This window comes from Bacillus sp. UNC125MFCrub1.1 (assembly GCF_000701305.1).
In the GTDB taxonomy this organism is placed as follows: Bacteria; Bacillota; Bacilli; order Bacillales; family Bacillaceae; genus Bacillus; species Bacillus altitudinis.
Window position 1 is genome coordinate 55,556 of sequence record NZ_JNIG01000012.1, and the last position, 18,651, is coordinate 74,206.

Genomic DNA, 18,651 nt, shown 5'->3' on the forward strand with positions numbered 1-18,651 from the left:
ATGGAATAACGGAGGGATCTTATGGGGAGAAAGAAATTATGGCTGGTTGCCTTTGTTTTGTTATTTGCCACAAGCGGTATTCTGTCAGCTTGTTCAAGTAAAGGAGCAAGCTCATCAGATGAAAAGGTTGATTTAGACAAAAAGGTGAAACTGACATGGATGGCGATTTTGTATCATCAGCAGCCGCCAAAAGATTCAGTGTTAGAAGAGATTGAGAAGCTTACAAATACAGAGCTTGATATTACGTGGGTGCCTGATGCGGTGAAAGAAGACCGTTTAAATTCAGCACTTGCCGCAGGGAACCTCCCGCAAATTGTGACGATTCAAGACATTAAGAATTCATCTGCTATCAATGCGTTTAGATCAGGCATGTTCTGGGAAATCGGTCCATACTTAAAGGATTATCCAAATTTAAGTAAGATGAACGAACTGATAAATAAAAATGCCTCTATCGATGGGAAGCTTTATGGCATTTATAGAGAGAGACCACTTTCAAGACAAGGGATTGTCATTCGAAAGGATTGGCTTGAAAATTTAAATTTGGATACACCAAAAACGCTGGATGACCTTTATGAAGTAGCCAAGGCATTTACTGAAAAAGATCCGAACAAAAATGGCAAGGACGATACAATTGGTTTTACAGACCGTAACGATTTGATTTACGGTGCATTTAAAACGCTTGGTTCTTATGAAGGCATGCCAACAGATTGGAAAGAGGAAAACGGCAAATTTACGCCAGACTTTATGACAGATGAGTATATGAATACAATGAAATATATGAAAAAGCTGCGTGACAATGGTTATATAAACAAAGACTTCCCAGTCACAAGCAAAACGCAGCAGCAAGAATTGTTCTCACAAGGAAAAGCGGGTATCTATGTAGGAAATATGGTAGATGCAGTGAACTTAAGAGATGATGCAACAGATAAAAACATGGAAGTGGATATTATCAACCGAATCAAAGGCCCAGATGGAAAAGAACGTGTATGGGCATCAGGCGGCCATAATGGCATCTTCGCCTTCCCAAAAACAAGCGTCAAATCAGAAGCAGAGTTAAAGAGAATTTTGGCTTTCTTTGACCGAATTGCAGAAGAAGACGTGTATGGTCTCATGACATACGGGATTGATGGAAAGCATTATAACAAACAAGATGGAAATACATTTGTGAGGGAAGAAAGCCAAGTGAAAAGCTGGCAGACAGATGTACAGCCGCTTGTCAGCCTCGTAGGGATTGATAAACGTTACTTGAAAAATAAAGGCGATGCAGTTCGTACAAAATATGAAGAGCTGGAAGAAGACAATAAAAACATCATTGTCGCTAACCCTGCTGAAAGCCTGTATTCAGAAACAGCATCAGAGCGAGGAAATGAATTGAAGAAAATCATCGATGATGCGACCTATAAGTTCATTCTTGGTGATATCAACGAAGAACAATTTAAGAAAGATGTAGAGAAGTGGAAATCAAATGGTGGAAATAAAATCATAGAAGAATATGAAGCTTCCTTTAAAAAATCAAAATGATGAACATGAAGACCCCCGCTTAGTAAAAAGCGGGGGTGTTTTCATTAAAAATCGAAGTTGTCTGGATCAGGACCAATTCGTTTATTTTCATTTAAGTCAGAAAGGCGCTTCATATCCTCATCAGATAGGACAAAATCAAAAATATCGGCATTTTCTTTTAAACGATGGGCTTTCGTTGATTTAGGAATCGTAATGACGCCTTTTTGCACATCCCAGCGCAAAATAATTTGAGCAGGTGTTTTGCTGTATGTGCCCGCAAGCTCCGTGATCAGCGGGTGGTGCAGCAGCTCTCCCTGCATAAGTGGTGACCAGGCTTCCATTTGGATGCCATGTGTTTTCAAATACGTAAACAGGGTTTCCTGCGTGAGTTTTGGATGAAACTCGACTTGATTAATTGCTGGAATGATGTCCGCATCTTTCAATAATTCGTCTAGATGATGCGGCTGAAAGTTACTCACACCGATGGCTCTGACTTTTCCTTCACGGTATAGCGTTTCAAGCGCGCGCCATGCTTCTTTGTATTTCCCTTCAACTGGCCAGTGAATTAAATACAGATCAAGATAATCAAGCTGAAGTTTTTTCAGGCTGTCTTCGTATGCTTTTAGTGTCGCTTCATATCCTAAATCGGCATTCCACACTTTGGATGTCACAAAGATGTCTTCGCGGCGAAGGCCTGTTTCTGCTAGACCAAGTTGTATGCCTCGTCCAACACCTTCTTCATTGCCGTAAATAGAAGCTGTATCAATACTGCGATATCCTAATTGAATGGCTGTTTTAACAGCTTCAATTAATTCCGTTCCCTCTTCAACCTGAAAGACCCCAAGACCAAATCCTGGCATGCGGACGCCGTTGTTTAATGTTTTTGTACTTTGTAAATCGTTCATATGAAAGACTCCTTTACATGGTTTGTTTGTATTCTTTTTGTTCGATTTGATGACTCACCATCGTGAGTATGGCCGCCATGAGCACCATGATGCCACCAACCCAGCCGGTATGCACAAGCCCAAGGGTATCTGTCACGATGCCGCCTAAAAATGAACCAATGGCGATACCTGCATTAAAGGCAGCGATATTCAGAGCGGAAGCAACATCGACAGCTCCGGGTGTATACCTTTCCGCAAAATCAACGACGGCAACTTGAAGGCCGGGTACGTTCATGAAAGCAAACAGTCCCATCAGCATTACAGTTCCAATCCCGAGTGCCATAAATCCAGCAGTAAAGCTAAGGATAAACAAGATGAGACTTTGAATGATAAACATATAAATCAGTGCTTTCATTGGCTGTTTATTCGCTGCTTTTCCGCCAATGACATTCCCAGCGGCGATGGTCATCCCGTATAACAGCAGGATCAAGGCAACTGTTCCAGGCGCAAGACCTGTCACATGCTGTAAGAGAGGGGATAAATAGGTGAAGACGACAAAGGTTCCTCCATACCCTGTAGCAGTAATGACAAATAAAAGCAACATTCTTTTCGACTTTAATAAGGCTGCTTGATCCTTAAACGTTGTTTTCACGCCCTGTTTCAATTGAGACGGAACAAGGAAATAGTTAGAAATCAGTGCGATTAGGCCAATCATGACAATCACACCAAATGACGTCCGCCAGCCGAGCTCATGACCAAGAAACGTACCGAATGGCACACCTGTCACAGTAGCGACTGTTAAACCAGTGAACATAAAGGCAATAGCGCTTGCCCGCTTTTCTTTCACCACAAGGCTTGCGGCAATGGTCGAGCCAATCGACATAAATACGCCATGTGATAGGGCTGAAATCACTCGTCCGATTAAGAGCACAGAAAAAGTCGGGGCAATCGTGGCGAGTGTATTTCCGATCAAAAAGACGAGCATAATGAGCAAAAGCAATGTCTTTTTTTTCATCGTTGACGTAAGTGAGGTTAGGATTGGCGCGCCAAAGGTAACACCGAGCGCATATAAAGAAACGGTCCAGCCGGCCTGGCTGACACTCACGCCAAAGTCCTCTGAGATCATCGGCAGAAGACCTACAGAGATAAATTCAGTTGTACCTATAGCAAATGCACTAATCGCTAGTGCGAGAAGGGCAAAGTGATTTTGTTTGTTTTGCATCGTGATTCACATCCTTCTTTCATGACATTTTGATAGACGAAGCCGATCGGCAAGAGTTATTATCTAACATAGATGACAGAAAAAAAAGTACGTACTTTTTTGTAATATAGGTACTAAAAAGTGCCTGTTCAGCATCAAAAGGAGTGAAGAGACGTTGGAAAAGAAGAAATATAATATCTCTGTGGAAGCAACGCTTGAAGTGATCGGCGGGAAATGGAAGTGTGTTATCTTATGTCATTTAACACATGGGAAAAAGCGGACGAGTGAACTGAAGCGTCTCATGCCAAATATCACGCAAAAAATGCTCACACAGCAGCTGCGAGAGCTTGAAAATGACGGTGTGATTAACCGCATTGTATATGAACAAGTGCCGCCTAAAGTGGAGTATGAATTAAGTGAATACGGACAGTCACTTGAGCGAATTTTGAATGCGTTATGTGATTGGGGGGCAGCCCATATTGAACGAGTGTATGGCGAGCCGCTTTCAGTGCTGGAAGACAGTATCCTAAATGAACAGTTTAAATAAAAAAGTCCCGCTTCTTGTGAGAGCGGGACTTTGCTTTATGTGCCTTTTTTCTGATCACGGTATTTTCCAGGCGTCGTGCCTTCCAGCTTTTTAAAGGAGCGGATGAAATTTTGCGGATTTTTGTATTTTAGCTTTTCCGAAATTTCTTTCACCGACATATCCGTCTCCACCAACCAGTTTTTGGCGACATGATGTCGGTAAGACGAGAGATATTCACTAAAGGAGATATCCATTTCTTTTCTAAAAATACTACTTAAATAATTTGGATTATAGTGCAGGCGTGTAGCGATTTCGTCCAAGGTCAGATCTGAGTCAAATTCTTGATGAATGATATGAATGATTTTCTCTGAGATATTTTTATATTGAGAGTCTTCACGCGCGCCGAGCTGATCAATGATGGGTCGAATGATCTCATGTTTCAGCCACGCTTCTGTATCTTCAAACGTTTTAAACTCAAAGATCGTATCATAGAGCATTTTATTATCTTCGACTTCAAACAATTCAATGCCTAGCAAATGCATCAGCTCGATGAGATTGTTTAAAAAACGAGCGAGAGCAATCTGGTACTCATGTGGTCCAGCATTTTTAGAAAAAATGGATTGCAGAAGCACATGTAAATAGTGATCTGCCTTGCCTTGATCGCCTGCTTTAATGGCATCAAATAAATCATGCTGCAGCTGTTTTGGGAAATGAGTCTTAAACGTCTTTCCTTGCTGAATGTGCTCGTATAAAAGAATGGATTTTTTCTCTGCTTTGAGCCTATATTTTAAGGCTTCTTTTCCTTCAATATAAGCATGTTTGGCCATAGAGAGCTCTTTAAATGAGCGACTGATCCCAATGCTGATCGACAAGCCCAGCTCTTCCTCAATCCGCTGCTGAATTGTTTCGGCTAATTGATTTAAATATTCAGTAAATTCCTCTTCTGACTTCGATTGATTGAGAACAATCGTCGTTTGATGCTGATTGACAACGGTCGGCTGAAGATGCTCCTCTAGCGGAATAATCTGCTCAATCAGTCCATTTATCGCAAATAAAAGCAAGTCTGCATCCTTTTTTTCATACGGCGTTCCTTTTAGTGTATCGATTTGGGTCACAAGCATGGATAAATGGGACCAGTCACGAGGAAAGCCTAGACTTTGAAATCGGTTGTGAATCTCTTCTTCCGTCAGCTTGCCAAGCAGCAACCGCACCATAAAGTATTGCTGTAAGTGTGTCACTTGCTGCTCAATCCGTTCCTCTAGATCATTGTTTTGATCTTTCATTTGTTTAATGCTCGATTCGATGAGCTCAAATTCATTTTGGAAAGGCTGTTTATGCAAAAACGACTCATTACGTGCAAAGGATTCGTATAATAAGCGAATCGGTTTATAAAAGTGTCTAGAGCCAAACCATGAAAATAATAATGAAAGCGCTAACAAAATAAAGCAAATAATAAAGGTGATCCACCCGATTGATTTCGTTTGTTGCTTTAGTTCGGGAATGGAGACAAAGGATAAGTATGTCCATTCGTTATAATCTGATTTTTGAAACGTAATTTGATAGTTTAGTTCATCGATTTTCATATCAAATTGTCCGGATCGTTCTTCAAGTGACAGGACATGTTTGACGAAATCTTGATTTTTTAACGAGTCACCAATTTGTTCTTTTCGATTATGTAGCAGTACTTTTCCGTTTGTATCAATGACAAACATACTATCAGATTGAGAGAAGTCAGGCATGTTGTCAGCAATCACGCAGCTTGGAATGCTGGCGACGGCGATCCCCTTTTTTTGGACACTATTCATCGGAAGCTGCTTGATTAAATTCACATTGTATTTGCAAAAGGATGTCTTTCCTTCTTTTGTTGAGACAAGTGGATTATTTTCTTCAAGTGCCCAGCTGGAATGACTCGGAATATTGAGGTAAGAGGTTAACGCTTTCTCTTGATCCCCGTTTGAGACATGATAAAGACCAGAATTGTTCATATACCAATCTTCCATTTTACTAACAAGTGTAATATTGGAGAGATCGGTGTCGAAGGTTTGCAGGTAATTCAGTTCTTGTTGGACTTGATTATAAAGTTGGAATTGATCTGGATTTAAAGGTTCTGCCAGTGTTTGAAGGAGAGGCGGCGAACTGACATAGTGAGTGAGAGAATGATCTACTGTCTTTAGAATATGCTCAATATTGGATTGCGTTTGTTTGACGCTGTCCAGCTTTTCATTTGAAATATTTTCGAGTGCAGTTTTTTGCGAATGCTGATAAGAAAAAATACCGACAATAATAACAGGAATCGTACTAAGCACGAAAAAAAACGTCACCAGCTTGTAATAAAATTTATACTGCTTTCTTTTCATAAAACCCCCCATTTCAAACGAAACAATCTTTTCCCCTTAGTTTATTAATCCAAAAATCTGGTAGGTTTGTCAATAATCATTTTCTGAGATTAGGATCATTTTCTTATGTTTTATGTAACGTTTTGAGTAGCTTCCCCTGAGTAAATATGATCTGATGATATGATTGTAGACGGATTTTTCATCCTTAAGATACAGTTAACACATGCATCAGCATGAGGGGAGGCTTTATCTGTGAAAACACAGGATGTCACTGCCAAGGGTGTGCCTGCGGCAGCTTTGAAAAAAGAAAAGAGAAAGCGCTTACTTAATCAATTACTTAGTCAAAAATTTCTGTATTTAATGATTTTGCCAGGGCTTCTTTATTTTCTTGTCTTTAAATATGTCCCTATGTGGGGGCTGATCATTGCCTTTCAAGATTACCAGCCATTTCTCGGAATTCTTGGCAGTGAGTGGGTTGGCTTCAAACACTTTATTCGCTTATTTACAGAACCAACATTTTTCATCTTATTAAAAAATACGCTCATTTTATTTGCCATGAATGTCGTGATTTTCTTTCCGATTCCGATCTTATTAGCCCTTCTTTTAAACGAGGTCAGATTGGCACTGTTTAAGAAATTTGTTCAGACAATGATTTATATTCCTCACTTCATGTCATGGGTGATTGTCGTGTCCTTATCTTTTGTTTTGTTAACGGTAGATGGCGGGTTGATCAATGAATTGATTGCTTTCTTTGGAGGAGAAAAGATTAACTTCCTTCTTAGTCAAGAATGGTTTAGACCCATGTACATTTTGCAGGTAATCTGGAGAGAAGCGGGTTGGTCAACCATTATTTATCTTGCAGCGATTACAGCAGTAGATCCGCAGCTATACGAAGCAGCAAAAATGGATGGAGCCGGCAGACTCAGACAAATGTGGCACATCACCCTTCCTGCGATTAAAAGTGTCATTGTTGTACTGCTCATTTTAAAAATTGGTGATACATTAGAGCTTGGATTTGAACATGTCTATTTATTACTCAATGCGACCAACAGGGAAGTCGCAGAGATTTTTGATACGTATGTGTATACAGCTGGTCTGAAGCAAGGACAATTCAGCTATAGTACCGCTGTTGGTTTATTTAAAGCAGCCGTTGGACTTATTTTGGTCATGATGGCAAACCGTTTAGCGAAGAAGTTTGGAGAAGAAGGGATTTATTAAAAGGGGAGATGAAGACCAATGACATTATCGATTGAAAAGGGATCACCGCTTGAGCATGCAGAGAAATTAGCACAAACAATAATGAAAGCGTATACACCGATTGAACTTCCGCCAGCTGGAAGGTGGCACTATCATCAAGGGGTTTTCCTTTGCGGAGTGATGAAGCTTTACGAAGCAACAGAAAACGAGGCGTACTTTGATTATGTGAAAAATTATGCTGACTCACTCATTGATGACCATGGGAATCTGTTATTCCGCAGAGACGAGCTTGATGCCATTCAAGCAGGGCTCATTTTATTCCCGCTGATTGAAAGAACGGGAGAGAAGCGGTATGTGAAGGCAGCAGAAAAGCTTCGGGGGCTTTACCGGACGCTGAATCGCACGTCTGAGGGCGGCTTCTGGCATAAAGACAATTATGCTTATCAAATGTGGCTAGATGGTCTTTATATGGGTGGGCCTTTTGCTTTAAAGTATGCCCAGTTGACAGGAGAATCGGAGCTGGTGGACATGGTCATCCATCAAGAGCATCTCATGAGAAAGCATACCAAAGATGAAAAAACGGGCCTTTACTATCACGCATGGGATGAACGGAAAGTGATGCCATGGGCTGATCAACAGACCGGCTGTTCCCCAGAATTTTGGGCAAGATCCTTTGGCTGGTATGTCCTTGCGTTAGCCGATATGATCGAAGATTTGCCAGAAGGTCATGAAGGACGAAAAGTGTGGAAGGACACACTGACAGATATGCTGGAAAGTGTGGCAAAATATCAGGACGATGAAACGGGTCTATGGCATCAAATCATTGATAAAGGAAGTCATAGCGACAATTGGCTTGAAAGCTCAGGGTCATGTCTATTCATATATGCGATGGCAAAAGCCATGAATGAAGGATATGTCAGTCTTCGATACGTTGATCACGTGGTCAAAGCGTATCAAGGATTGATTCAGTATAAAGCGGAGGAAAAAGACAACGGCGATTTTACGGTGAACGATATTTGTATTGGAACATCTGCGGGATTTTATGACTATTACGTTGGCAGAGAGCGGAGCACGAATGATTTGCATGGAGCAGGCGCTTTTATTATGGCGTTAACTGAACTAGAAAAGCTTTCTGTGTTTCAAAAGGTATGAGGCGGCATCAAAGGGCTGCGGCATGGCTCCTCAGCTTCATCGCTGCCTTTTATTTGTCCGCCTGTCAGGGGAAAACAGAGGGGATTGATGTCCTTATTTTTTCTGACATGTCAAAAGCAATGAAAGACCAATTAGTGGAGAAAGCTTTTCAACCAAATCAAGAGACATACGACGTTCACATCTTCCCTGCAATTCCTGAAAAACTTCTTGTTGAAATAACTGCAAAAGAGGGGGACGTGATGTTTGTCCCGGAAGAAATGTTTAGAACTTATGATGATCCTGAAAGCTTTCAGCTGCTTGAAGAGATGCGAATAGATGGCGAAGGGGCAGGACCATATGCGATTCAAGATCCAAAGACGGGAAATACAGTCGATTATGCGGTCCAAATCAAGAAAGGAACGAAGCAGTTAAACGGCTATACCTTTCGATTACACCGAGATATGGTCGCCTTCATTCCTGTGTATGCGGAGAAATCTAAAGAGGCACTGTCTCTCATGAAGCAGCTTCGTGAAAACCAATAGAAAAAGGGGTGGGGGAATGTGAAAAGGGTCGCCGTTTGCGGGCTCAGTCACCGTGCTTTTAATATGTTTATCAAACCGCTCACCGAGGATTTCAACGAGCATTACAGGATTACAGGGCTCTTAGATGTAGATGAGAAGCGGTATACACTTTGTCAGGAACGTTTTCCATCACTAAGGGGCGTCTCATTTTTTCATGAGGATGCATTTGATCAGATGGTGAAGGAAGCAAGACCAGACATCGTCATTGTGGCGGGGCGAGATGATACACATGTCACATATATCCTGCAGGCACTGGATCATGATCTGGATGTCATAACGGAAAAGCCGATGGTCACAACAGCAAAAGACGCCAAACAGGTGATGGAAAAAGAAGCAGAAAGCAAAGGGAAGGTCACCGTCACCTTTAATTATCGCTACAATCCATTCCATCGAAAGATAAAAGAGCTCATTTTAGATGGAAAGATTGGAAGGGTCACGTCTGTTGAGTTAAGCTGGCTCATTGATACGTATCACGGAGCCAGTTATTTTAAAAGGTGGAACCGCTCGCGTCAATATTCAGGCGGTCTGTCTATTCATAAATCGACCCATCACTTTGACTTGGTCAACTGGTGGATTGATCAAAAGCCGAAGCAAGTATTTGCTTATGGGGCACTGAATTATTATGGGGATGAAAGTCCTTGGAATCCTTTGCAGGGTGAAGAGAATCGATATTGTGGAACCTGCCATGTAAGAGATACCTGTCATTATGAAGCAAGGTGGAATCCGCGGGTAGAGCGCACAAAGGTGGAGGATGACCATATTGAATCGGGTGAGCAGCAGTCAAAGCAATACTCAAATTATCGCCCGGATGCCTGTATTTTTGATCAAGAAATTGATATTGAGGATACGTATGTGGCGTCAGTGGCTTATGATCAGGGGGCTTTGTTAAGTTATTCGATTCAATTTTCAGCGCCATATGAAGGCTACCGGCTTGCGATTAACGGGACGAAGGGACGGATTGAAACAAATGAGTTTCATGTGCCATCGAGAATCCCTTTTCAATTCCCTGAACAGACCATTGCATACTACCCGATGTTTGGTGGAAAAGAAACGATTGAAGTTGTGAAGCAATCAGGGGGTCATGGAGGCGGAGATCCGCTATTATTAGCAGATTTATTTTTAGGAAAAGATCCGCTCATTCCTTATGACATTTCGGCAGGAGCAGAGGCGGGTGCTTATTCCATTGCGCTTGGCGAAGGCATGTGGCGCTCAGTTGCAGAAAAACGCCCGATTGAAATAGAAGAATTGTTTCAAAAAGAGACGGTGTAACGAGAAAGAGAGGAGGGACGAGAGATGGATCATGATGGATCAATGAGCAGAATGCTGCGCATGTGTGAGTGGGTGATGAGACTTGCCTATACGAATTTGTTATGGCTTTTGTTCACTTTACTTGGGCTTGGAATCTTTGGCTTCATGCCTGCAACAACAGCGTTATTTTCTGTGATGAGAAAGTGGATACAAGGGCATGAGCAAGTCAGCGTCTTTCAAACCTTTTGGAAAGTATACCGCGAAGAATTTGTACGCTCTAATGTCATTGGAGTGGTGCTGGTCATCATCGGGACAATTATTTATGTAGACCTTGCTTATATTTATCCAACGAGTTGGTTTTTACACGTGCTTCGCTTTGCGATCTATATCTTTGGTTTTCTGTTTATTGTCAGCTTGTTTTATATCTTTCCGCTGCTGGCTCATTATGAGTGGAAAAAGCGTCTTTATTTGAAATTTTCCCTTCTGCTTGGCATCTCGTATTTGCAATATACGCTCTCTATGCTCGTTTTCTCTGCTGTTCTCTTTATCCTATTTGCTTATTTGCCAGGGATCGTGCCGTTTTTTAGCATCAGCATTCTCGCATATGGCCACATGTGGCTAGCCTATCAAGTGTTTAAAAAGATAGAGTTTGAAAGCGAGCAGCCGGCAGTTGATGTGAAGAAACGATTCCCGTCTTTCCTTCAATCCAAGCGGGTGAATACGCAGTGATGTGTATGATTTGCTATAATGGTGTCACCGTGATTAAAAGGAGAGATGAGAGTCGTGTCAGTAAAAGAAATTTCAATAGAAGAATTAAAGCAAAAGCTAGAGCAAGAAGAAGTCATTCAACTCGTCGATGTGCGTGAGGATGAAGAGGTAGCAGAAGGCATGATTCCAGAGGCTGTCCATATTCGAATGGGGGATATTCCTGAGAAGCTGGATGCGTTTGATAAGTCGCAAGAGTATTATATTATTTGCCGTTCTGGTAAACGCAGTGAGAATGTCTGCTATTTCTTAGAAGACCAAGGGTATCAAGCAACCAATGTCGTTGGCGGCATGCTTGCATGGACAGGAGAAACAAAACCGAAGCTGTAAAAAGAAGTCCTTTCATCGACAAGATGGAAGGCTTTTTTTGTTCATATGTCCGTCTCTATTTGCATAAAAATAGAGTAGCAAGAGAAGGGAGAGTGGCATATGTGCTGAAGGTAGCTGTATTTGATGAAGAACACGAGAAAGATTTGCAAAGCGAAATCAATCTTTTTTTAAAAGGAATGGACGACGACCAAATTATTGACATCAAATACAATGTGGCGGTGATCTGTGAGCAAGGAGGAGAGCAGCTCTACTGTTTTTCAGCGCTCATTTTATATAAAAAATAAAAGGACCTGCTGAAAGGTCCTTTTGCCATGATCAACTAGCGTCAATATGTAAACGATGCTTTTTGCAGTGAACGCATTGAAAGAGGTAGCCTTGCAAGTCTCCTCCGTTCACGAGCCATTGTTTCAGGTTCTCTTTTGTGAAATGTCCACCGCTGCAAATCTCTTCAATATCCTCTGAGAGTTCTTCCTCTAAATGCTCAATCTCTTTCCATCCAACATACTGCACAATCGCGCAAAAATCCCCGCAATGGCTTAACCAATATTCCTGCTGCCATCCGCGGTAACCCGGCGTTCTGTAGATCAGTTCATCTATATATTCTTCATGATCGACGTCATCACAACTCACATCGTCTTGAAACATTCCATTATATGTTTGAGCAGCTGATCCATCTTTAATGCACCAAGGACAAATGCCAGAAACGTCTTCAACAGAATAAAAAGGACCATGATATACATAATCTCGTTCTTTCTCACAAACGGGGCATATCGTCTGCTCTTTTTTAATTACATGTAATGAAACTGGGTCTGGGTTGTACTTGAACGTAGGTAACGTCATATAAACCTCCATTATGTAGAAAAGTGATGATTCAACACTATTTTATCGGAATACGCGATGTCATGACAATCTTCAATTATTTCAACGAGAAAAAAAGCCGTTCGGATGAGGAACGACTTTTCTCTTGTGATGATTATGCTTTTTTTACTCTTGGACTTCTTGGTTTATTGTACTTATTTGCTTGTTTAATCGCTCTTCGTTCTTCATTTAATGATTTGTACAGAGATACAATCATTAAAATGATGACAACAGAGAACGGCAAAGCAGCAAGTTTGGCTGTGTTTTGTAAGGCTTCAAGACCGCCTGAAAATAAGAGCACTGCCGCAACTGCTGACTGGATAATACCCCAGCTGATCTTTACACTATTCGCTGGATTTAATGATCCATAGGTTGTCTGCATTCCGAGAACGAATGTAGCTGAGTCTGCTGATGTGATAAAGAATACCGCAATTAAAATAAGAGCTAGAATCGATGTGATCATTGCCAGCGGATATTCATTTAGTACTCCAAATAGCATGGTTTCCGTAGAAAGGCCTGCAACATCGACAATATTCTTTTGCTGTAAGTCCATCGCAGAAACACCGAAAATAGAGAACCAAAGAAATACAAGGATAGATGGAGCAACTAACACACCAACTAAAAACTCTCGAATGGTTCGTCCACGTGATACACGTGCAATAAAGATCCCGACAAATGGTGCCCAAGAGATCCACCATGCCCAATAAAAGATCGTCCATCCGTTAATCCATTCTCTCTTTTCAGGGTCATTTGGAGATAAGCGAAAGCTCATTTGAACGATGTTGGATAAGTATTGTCCAATAGAGTCAGTAAATGAATTTAAAATATAAACTGTTGGACCTACCAAAAGTAAGAAAAACATCAGAACAGCTGCTAATACCATGTTGATATTACTTAAATATTTAATCCCTTTACCAATACCGCTAAGAGCAGATGCAAGGAAGAGCACCGTCACAATGATGATAATAATCAATTGTGTGCTAAAGGCATTTGGAATGTTAAATAGATAATCCAATCCACCATTGATTTGTGCTGCGCCTAATCCTAAGCTCGTTGCAACACCAACAACTGTCGCAAACACAGCAATACAATCGATGGTTTTTCCGATCCATCCGTGCGTTTTATCTCCTAAAACTGGCTGCAGTGTTGCACTGATTAAGCCAGGCGCATCTTTTCTAAATTTAAAGTATGCAATGCAAAGCGCAACAATGGCATAGATCGCCCATGCATGAAGTCCCCAGTGGAAAAAAGTATAACGAAGGGAATCACGGAAGGCTTGTGCAGTTTCAGTGTCACCCGTTGGTGATTGAATCGCATAATGACTGATCGGTTCAGCTGCTCCGTAAAAAACAAGCCCAATACCCATTCCAGCACTAAATAGCATCGCAAACCAAGAAAAAAGACCAAATTCAGGCTCTTCACCTGGCTTTCCTAACGTAATTTTTCCGATAGGGCTAAAGATAAAGAATAGACAAAAGCCGACTAGAAGCGATACGACTAATAAATAATACCAGCCAAAGTCATTTGTAATGTATGTTTGAATTTGATCTGTCACATTTTGCAGTGATTCTGGAGAAAAGGCTCCCCATAGAACGGCAATAAATGTGATTGCAATCACAATCCAAAATACACTTGATACGTTTTTCACACCATCTCACTCTCCTGTTGTTCTACACGTTTAAGCAGAGGATTTTGTTTAATATCCCCTGTCTCAACTATTTTCAAACAAAAAGAGGCGAGTTTCTCACTCGACCTCTATTTTACCGTAACATGTTTTGCTTCCATTTATCAACCATCGATATGTGAAGATGACTTTTCTTCAATTCGTTTGCGCAGACGGTAGACATATTCTTTTAAACAAACTGCGAAAATCGTAAACGCTAAAATAATGGCGATTTTTAACGGGGTAATGGACAGCTTCATAAAGAAAGCGGCTGTCAAACTAATGACAACTGCAAGGACAATCGGAAGTGCGCGTCTAATCATTGAAATCTCTCCTTTACTTCTAGTGCGGCATTCATGCCAGCTAACCTGCCTGTCACAAGTGCTGAAGTAATATTGTAACCACCTGTGTAACCGTGAATATCTAAAATTTCTCCGCAGAAATAAAGACCGGCCATTTTTTTGGATGCCATTTTCTTCGGTTCAATTTCTTTGACAGAAACGCCGCCACCTGTAACAAAGGCTTTATCTAAAGAAAGCGTCCCATTTGCATGGACGATGAAATGTTTACAATCATGAGCAAAAGCGCGCAGTTTATCTTTAGCGAGACCAGAAAATGTCTCCTGTGGATCAATGCCATTTCGTTCTAAAAGGAACAATAAATAGCGCTCTTGCATCCAAGATTTCAGGACATTTTTAATGGCTTTTTTTGGTTCATCTTTTAGATCGCGATGAAGTTTTTGGAAAAGCTCCTCGTCATTGAGCTTTGGGTATAAGTCAATTTGAAGACGGACGGCCTGTTGCTTTTTCAGTTCCTTCACAACAAATCCGCTGCATCTCAGAACGGCAGGACCTGATAAGCCAAAGTGTGTAAAGATCATATCCATGACATGAGTGACGACGGGTTTTCCTTTTTTATTTAAAACACTCACGGCCACACTTCTTAATGAAAGACCTTGAAGCACTTTGTCCTTAATAAAACGCTCGTCTGACGTGACGGGTACTTCGGTTGGGAAGAGCTCTGTAATGGTATGACCAGCGGCTTCTGCCCATGCATAGCCATCGCCAGTAGAGCCTGTATGCGGCACACTTTTCCCGCCAACAGCAATGACAACGGCATGACTTGAAATTTTTTCATCATTATTTGTAACAATTCCAGCTGCTTGTCCGTCTTGATACAGAACGGTTTTAATCTTTTCATTCGTTCGAATGGTCACATTGAGCGCGCGGAGCCTATCCAATAGGGCATCCACAACAGATTGTGCTTTGTTTGAGACAGGGAACATACGTCCATGGTCTTCTTCTTTTAGTTCAATACCTAGATTTTCAAAGAACGAAATAATATCCTCGTTATTGAACTCAGAAAATGCACTATATAGAAAACGGCCGTTTCCGGGAATATGCTTGATGATTTCTTCTACTGGAAGGCGATTGGTCACATTGCAGCGTCCACCGCCAGAAATGGCGAGCTTTCTGCCAAGTTTGTTTCCTTTGTCAATTAACAGAACCGATGCACCGTGTTCTGCCGATGCAATCGCGGCCATCAGTCCAGAAGGTCCACCGCCAATGACAATGACATCATAATGTTTCATGTTACATTCCTCTTTCTACTTTCAGTCATTTCTCTATTATAACGAAGATTGGGGAAGGCTGAAATATGAATTGATTGGTTTTGTGACTTCTGTATTGGATTTGTTACCTGTGCGATGAAATGATGTGTTAAAATAGTTAAGTTGAATATTCATTAGAAAAATGGTGGTTAAGCGCATGTCTAATAAACTGCTTCGTGGTACGTTGGTTTTAACGATAGGGACTTATCTCTCTCGTATTCTTGGTATGATTTACTTAATTCCATTTAGCGCAATGGTCGGAGCGACTGGTGGTGCGCTATTCCAATATGGATACAATCAGTATACGATCTTTTTAAGTATTGCTACGCTCGGTTTTCCAACAGCGGTATCGAAATTCGTCTCTAAATATAATGCAATCGGCGATTATGAGACAACAAGAAAAATGTTCAGGGCGGGTATGTCGGTCATGCTTGTCACCGGTATTATCGCCTTTTCTATTTTATATTTGACCGCACCGATCTTTGCCAAGATTCAGCTTGGAGGATCGAATGAAACGGGCGGTTTGACGGTTGATCAAGTGGTTTATGTGATTCGGATGGTCAGTTTGGGTCTATTAGTTGTACCCATTATGAGTCTTGTGCGAGGGTTTTTCCAAGGCCACTCGATGATGGGCCCGACAGCTGTTTCCCAAGTCATCGAACAACTTGTCAGAATCATCTTCCTATTAACAGCGACGTTTATCATTTTAAAAGTGCTTGACGGCGGTCTTGTTATTGCGGTTGGTTATGCCACATTTGCCGCACTCATTGGTGCGTTTGGCGGTCTATTTACGCTTTATTTATATTGGCTGAAACGGAAAGATCGGCTTTTGGCAATGCAGCCGAATACAGGGGACTATTCTGGATTATCTTATAAGCAAATGTTTACAGAGCTGTTCAGTTATGCAGCACCCTATGTGTTTGTTGGGCTTGCCATTCCGATTTATTCTTATATTGATACAAATACAATTAACAGAGCGATGATTGCATCAGGACATCAGGATATTAGTACAGCGGTTCTGTCTATTGTGACGTTATATTTACCGAAGCTTGTCATGATTCCTGTGTCACTTGCAACTGCATTTGGTTTAACATTGATTCCTACCATAACGGAATCCTTTACAGCGCGAAATTACAAGCTGCTGAATCGGCAAATTGATCAAACGATGCAGGTCATTTTATTCTTCGTTCTGCCTGCTTCATTTGGCATTTCAGCATTGGCTGGACCAGTTTATTGGTTTTTCTATCCGTCTGTGCATCCTGAGATTGGGACTTCTATTTTGTTTTGGTATGCACCTGTTGCGTTACTGTTTTCTTTATTCACCATTAACGCAGCGATTTTACAAGGGATTAACAAACAAAAATTTGCGATCGTCAGTCTTTTGTTAGGGATTATCATTAAAACGGTTCTCAATATCCCGCTGATTAGCTGGCTGCAAGGAAACGGTTCTGTGCTTGCAACGGCATTAGGCTACAGTGCCTCGATTTTGTATATGTTCATCATGATCAAGCGCCATGCAGGCTATTCGTTCCGCAGGATTTTCAAACGGTTTATTTTAATTGGTATTTTAACGGCAATCATGGCTGTAGTGGCTTATGTGACATGTCAGCTTGTGAGTCAAGTCATTTCATATGAAGGCGGAATCATACAAGCTGGTATTGTTATTTTGATTTCAATGATTACAGGCGGCGGTGTGTATATGTTCTTATCTTATAAAGTTGGATTGTTAGAGCGTGTACTTGGCAGCCGGATGCCATCATTTTTAAGAAAAAAGAGTTAAGAAGAGGTGGAGAAGCATGAGGCTTGATAAATTGCTGGCCAATACCGGCTTTGGTTCAAGGAAAGATGTAAAGAAGCTGGTCAAGGCCCGGGCTGTCACAGTGAATGGAGAAGTGGCGAAGCAGGTGAAAGATCATGTCGATCCAACAAATGATGAAGTGCTCGTGCATGGAGAGCGTGTAGAGTATAAAGAATTCATTTATCTCATGATGAACAAGCCAGACGGTGTCATTTCAGCAACGGAGGATCTGCGAGATGAGACGGTTGTTGATTTACTAGAGCCAGAGGATATTGCAAGGGAGCCATTCCCTGTGGGGAGACTGGATAAGGATACAGTCGGTCTCCTCCTCCTTACAAATGACGGCCAGCTTGCTCATCAATTGTTATCTCCGAAAAAGCATGTCCCGAAAACGTATGAAGTTCATCTAAAATACCCGCTTGGAGATCAAGACATCACTCGTCTTGAAGAGGGAATTGTGATTTTAGACGACTACCGAACGAAGCCGGCGAAGGTTGAAGTAGATGCCAACCAAGAGGCAGATACACGAATCCGTTTAACGATTACTGAAGGGAAGTACCATCAAGTGAAGCTGATGGCACAAGCAGTGGGCAATGAAGTGATCTTTTTAAAACGGCTCTCGATGGGGGCTGTTTCATTAGACGAAGATTTGGCCCCCGGAGAATACCGTGAATTGACGGAGGAAGAGTTAGACAGCTTAATCAATCGTGATTAATATAGAACAAATGAAAAGAACCGGCATTTTGCCGGTTCTTTTTGTTATATGGAAGTTCATTATTCGCTTATGATGATATTTTTACTTTTTTTCTCGTTGTTTCCCATTTGCCTCTGCTTGGACTATGAACAAGATCGTTATAGGCAAGCACGTTTAAGTCTCTTTGGATGGTTCTAGGTGTGATCCCGAATTCATCAACCAGCTCTTGCGTCGTCACAAGACCTTTCTCTTGAATGAACATATAAACTGATTTTATTCGAGTCATCATACGGTTTGTTGAAGGTTTCAAAAAACCACTCCCTATCAATA

The 18,651-nt window shown here is 41.4% G+C and carries 19 protein-coding genes; 11 read left to right on the top strand and 8 right to left on the bottom strand.

Annotation, left to right across the window (positions count from 1 at the left end; genetic code table 11):
* Window positions 1-21 precede the first annotated feature (21 nt).
* The gene (locus N521_RS09655; RefSeq protein ID WP_035391068.1) at window positions 22-1,521 is read left to right on the top strand and encodes an extracellular solute-binding protein; all 1,500 of its coding nucleotides are present in this window, start codon (window positions 22-24) and stop codon (window positions 1,519-1,521) included.
* Between the two features lie 44 nt (window positions 1,522-1,565).
* On the opposite strand, the gene N521_RS09660 is transcribed toward N521_RS09655, so the two are convergent.
* Together N521_RS09660 and N521_RS09665 are read right to left on the bottom strand one after the other, a co-directional pair.
* Window positions 1,566-2,405, bottom strand: coding sequence for an aldo/keto reductase (locus N521_RS09660; protein WP_007501869.1), 840 nt, complete (start codon window positions 2,403-2,405; stop codon window positions 1,566-1,568).
* 13 nt (window positions 2,406-2,418) lie between these two features.
* Window positions 2,419-3,606 (bottom strand): MFS transporter, encoded by a 1,188-nt coding sequence (locus tag N521_RS09665; RefSeq protein WP_035391070.1) that lies wholly within the window; start codon window positions 3,604-3,606, stop codon window positions 2,419-2,421.
* A gap of 154 nt (window positions 3,607-3,760) precedes the next feature.
* Here N521_RS09665 and N521_RS09670 point away from each other — a divergent pair, with 154 nt between their 5' ends.
* Entirely contained in the window at window positions 3,761-4,132 is a 372-nt protein-coding gene (locus N521_RS09670) for a winged helix-turn-helix transcriptional regulator (protein ID WP_008343017.1), read from the top strand.
* A gap of 35 nt (window positions 4,133-4,167) precedes the next feature.
* Here the strand turns inward: N521_RS09670 and N521_RS09675 are convergent, their stop codons facing one another.
* Window positions 4,168-6,468, bottom strand: coding sequence for a helix-turn-helix domain-containing protein (locus N521_RS09675; protein WP_019743703.1), 2,301 nt, complete (start codon window positions 6,466-6,468; stop codon window positions 4,168-4,170).
* 231 nt (window positions 6,469-6,699) lie between these two features.
* On the opposite strand from N521_RS09675, the gene N521_RS09680 reads away from it, so the two are divergent.
* The 7 genes from N521_RS09680 to N521_RS09710 all read left to right on the top strand — a co-directional run bounded on the left by N521_RS09680 (window position 6,700) and on the right by N521_RS09710 (window position 11,983).
* Window positions 6,700-7,665 carry an ABC transporter permease gene (locus N521_RS09680; RefSeq protein WP_008343019.1) on the top strand — a complete coding sequence of 322 codons (966 nt, stop codon included), beginning with the start codon at window positions 6,700-6,702 and terminating at the stop codon, window positions 7,663-7,665.
* Window positions 7,666-7,683: 18 nt separating this feature from the next.
* Complete coding sequence (locus N521_RS09685; RefSeq protein ID WP_035391072.1) at window positions 7,684-8,796, top strand: glycoside hydrolase family 88/105 protein; 1,113 nt, start codon at window positions 7,684-7,686, stop codon at window positions 8,794-8,796.
* Complete coding sequence (locus tag N521_RS09690; RefSeq protein ID WP_035391074.1) at window positions 8,793-9,317, top strand: hypothetical protein; 525 nt, start codon at window positions 8,793-8,795, stop codon at window positions 9,315-9,317. The genes N521_RS09685 and N521_RS09690 overlap by 4 nt, the downstream gene beginning before the upstream one ends.
* A gap of 18 nt (window positions 9,318-9,335) precedes the next feature.
* On the top strand, window positions 9,336-10,625 hold the full coding sequence (locus N521_RS09695; RefSeq protein WP_024719299.1) for a Gfo/Idh/MocA family protein: 1,290 nt from the start codon (window positions 9,336-9,338) through the stop codon (window positions 10,623-10,625).
* A 24-nt stretch (window positions 10,626-10,649) separates the two neighbouring features.
* Window positions 10,650-11,333, top strand: coding sequence for a YesL family protein (locus N521_RS09700; RefSeq protein ID WP_035391076.1), 684 nt, complete (start codon window positions 10,650-10,652; stop codon window positions 11,331-11,333).
* A 54-nt stretch (window positions 11,334-11,387) separates the two neighbouring features.
* Complete coding sequence (locus tag N521_RS09705; RefSeq protein ID WP_035391078.1) at window positions 11,388-11,699, top strand: rhodanese-like domain-containing protein; 312 nt, start codon at window positions 11,388-11,390, stop codon at window positions 11,697-11,699.
* A 101-nt stretch (window positions 11,700-11,800) separates the two neighbouring features.
* Complete coding sequence (locus tag N521_RS09710; protein WP_003217582.1) at window positions 11,801-11,983, top strand: sporulation protein Cse60; 183 nt, start codon at window positions 11,801-11,803, stop codon at window positions 11,981-11,983.
* A 31-nt stretch (window positions 11,984-12,014) separates the two neighbouring features.
* On the opposite strand, the gene N521_RS09715 is transcribed toward N521_RS09710, so the two are convergent.
* The 4 genes from N521_RS09715 to N521_RS09730 form a co-directional block, all read right to left on the bottom strand.
* Window positions 12,015-12,539 carry a CbrC family protein gene (locus N521_RS09715; RefSeq protein WP_017358334.1) on the bottom strand — a complete coding sequence of 175 codons (525 nt, stop codon included), beginning with the start codon at window positions 12,537-12,539 and terminating at the stop codon, window positions 12,015-12,017.
* Between the two features lie 133 nt (window positions 12,540-12,672).
* Window positions 12,673-14,205, bottom strand: coding sequence for a glycine betaine transporter OpuD (opuD, locus tag N521_RS09720; protein ID WP_017358333.1), 1,533 nt, complete (start codon window positions 14,203-14,205; stop codon window positions 12,673-12,675).
* 140 nt (window positions 14,206-14,345) lie between these two features.
* Window positions 14,346-14,543: a hypothetical protein gene (locus N521_RS09725; RefSeq protein ID WP_008343027.1), complete on the bottom strand. Its 198-nt coding sequence runs from the start codon at window positions 14,541-14,543 to the stop codon at window positions 14,346-14,348.
* On the bottom strand, window positions 14,540-15,811 hold the full coding sequence (locus N521_RS09730; RefSeq protein WP_017358332.1) for a BaiN/RdsA family NAD(P)/FAD-dependent oxidoreductase: 1,272 nt from the start codon (window positions 15,809-15,811) through the stop codon (window positions 14,540-14,542). Before N521_RS09730 ends, N521_RS09725 begins: the two co-directional genes overlap by 4 nt.
* A 175-nt stretch (window positions 15,812-15,986) precedes the next feature.
* On the opposite strand from N521_RS09730, the gene N521_RS09735 reads away from it, so the two are divergent.
* Entirely contained in the window at window positions 15,987-17,609 is a 1,623-nt protein-coding gene (locus N521_RS09735; RefSeq protein ID WP_017358331.1) for a putative polysaccharide biosynthesis protein, read from the top strand.
* Between the two features lie 16 nt (window positions 17,610-17,625).
* A complete protein-coding gene (locus tag N521_RS09740; RefSeq protein WP_017358330.1) occupies window positions 17,626-18,342 on the top strand; it encodes a pseudouridine synthase in 717 nt (238 codons plus the stop codon).
* 67 nt (window positions 18,343-18,409) lie between these two features.
* On the opposite strand, the gene N521_RS09745 is transcribed toward N521_RS09740, so the two are convergent.
* The gene (locus N521_RS09745; RefSeq protein WP_008356419.1) at window positions 18,410-18,631 is read right to left on the bottom strand and encodes a DeoR family transcriptional regulator; all 222 of its coding nucleotides are present in this window, start codon (window positions 18,629-18,631) and stop codon (window positions 18,410-18,412) included.
* Window positions 18,632-18,651: the final 20 nt, after the last annotated feature.

What these genes read in the sequence shown, in the direction of transcription:
- N521_RS09725 (WP_008343027.1), bottom strand. Translation starts at nt 14,543, where the DNA reads ATGATTAGACGCGCACTTCCGATTGTCCTTGCAGTTGTCATTAGTTTG.
- N521_RS09700 (WP_035391076.1), top strand. Translation starts at nt 10,650, where the DNA reads ATGGATCATGATGGATCAATGAGCAGAATGCTGCGCATGTGTGAGTGG.
- N521_RS09690 (WP_035391074.1), top strand. Translation starts at nt 8,793, where the DNA reads ATGAGGCGGCATCAAAGGGCTGCGGCATGGCTCCTCAGCTTCATCGCT.
- N521_RS09655 (WP_035391068.1), top strand. Translation starts at nt 22, where the DNA reads ATGGGGAGAAAGAAATTATGGCTGGTTGCCTTTGTTTTGTTATTTGCC.
- N521_RS09715 (WP_017358334.1), bottom strand. Translation starts at nt 12,539, where the DNA reads ATGACGTTACCTACGTTCAAGTACAACCCAGACCCAGTTTCATTACAT.
- N521_RS09685 (WP_035391072.1), top strand. Translation starts at nt 7,684, where the DNA reads ATGACATTATCGATTGAAAAGGGATCACCGCTTGAGCATGCAGAGAAA.
- N521_RS09740 (WP_017358330.1), top strand. Translation starts at nt 17,626, where the DNA reads ATGAGGCTTGATAAATTGCTGGCCAATACCGGCTTTGGTTCAAGGAAA.
- N521_RS09675 (WP_019743703.1), bottom strand. Translation starts at nt 6,468, where the DNA reads ATGAAAAGAAAGCAGTATAAATTTTATTACAAGCTGGTGACGTTTTTT.
- N521_RS09730 (WP_017358332.1), bottom strand. Translation starts at nt 15,811, where the DNA reads ATGAAACATTATGATGTCATTGTCATTGGCGGTGGACCTTCTGGACTG.
- N521_RS09735 (WP_017358331.1), top strand. Translation starts at nt 15,987, where the DNA reads ATGTCTAATAAACTGCTTCGTGGTACGTTGGTTTTAACGATAGGGACT.
- N521_RS09660 (WP_007501869.1), bottom strand. Translation starts at nt 2,405, where the DNA reads ATGAACGATTTACAAAGTACAAAAACATTAAACAACGGCGTCCGCATG.
- N521_RS09665 (WP_035391070.1), bottom strand. Translation starts at nt 3,606, where the DNA reads ATGCAAAACAAACAAAATCACTTTGCCCTTCTCGCACTAGCGATTAGT.